Source organism: Kocuria sp. CPCC 205260 (assembly GCF_040981045.1).
Taxonomy (GTDB): domain Bacteria; phylum Actinomycetota; class Actinomycetes; order Actinomycetales; family Micrococcaceae; genus Kocuria; species Kocuria palustris.
On sequence record NZ_JAVKPT010000061.1, the window covers coordinates 1 to 600 of the forward strand.

Genomic DNA, 600 nt, shown 5'->3' on the forward strand with positions numbered 1-600 from the left:
TGGCTGAGACCCCGCGCAGGATCACCGAGGACAAGATCGACTGCTTGAGCGAGAGCCGAGGAACCGTGGTGATGAACACTGAGCAGGTCCAGTTCGTTCAGACGGACAACGGTCAGGATCGGGTGGGCCAGGGCGAAGTCCCGCCGCGCTTCTTCTGAGTCGGCAAGCGTGACGCCTTCGAGTCTGGCGACCCTGTTCGGTTTCCTGTTCTTCATCGCCCCCGGCCTATTGGCTGACCTGCTGGAAGCGCGGCGTCGCGCTGGGGCCAAGGAGTCCGCCTTCCGTGAGATCGGCCGGGTGGGGCTCTTCTCCTTAGCCTGTTCTGTGGCCGGAGCTGCGGTGGTGGGTGCCGTGCTGGTCGGGTTGCAGAGATGGACCGGCTTCAACCCACTGCGGGCAGTGCGCGACTCTGCCTACGCCACCGACTACTTTTGGTGGTCAGTCACCGCGGTGGGGCTGGTGTCGATGGTTGGGTGCTTGGCCGCCCTGGGGTTTCAGTATTGGCGTCTAGGGCCCATGCGTCTGCAGGTACAGCAAATCTCTGCCTGGTCCGTCGCCTTCGAGATTCCGGGCCGACTCCAAACCAGACCCATCAGGTGG

Annotated in this window: 1 protein-coding gene; it reads left to right on the forward strand. The window is 63.8% G+C overall.

Features of this window, described 5'->3' with window-relative positions:
- Nucleotides 1-168: 168 nt before the first annotated feature.
- On the forward strand, nucleotides 169-600 hold a 432-nt coding region (locus tag RF645_RS13150; protein ID WP_368819259.1), incomplete at its 3' end, for a DUF6338 family protein.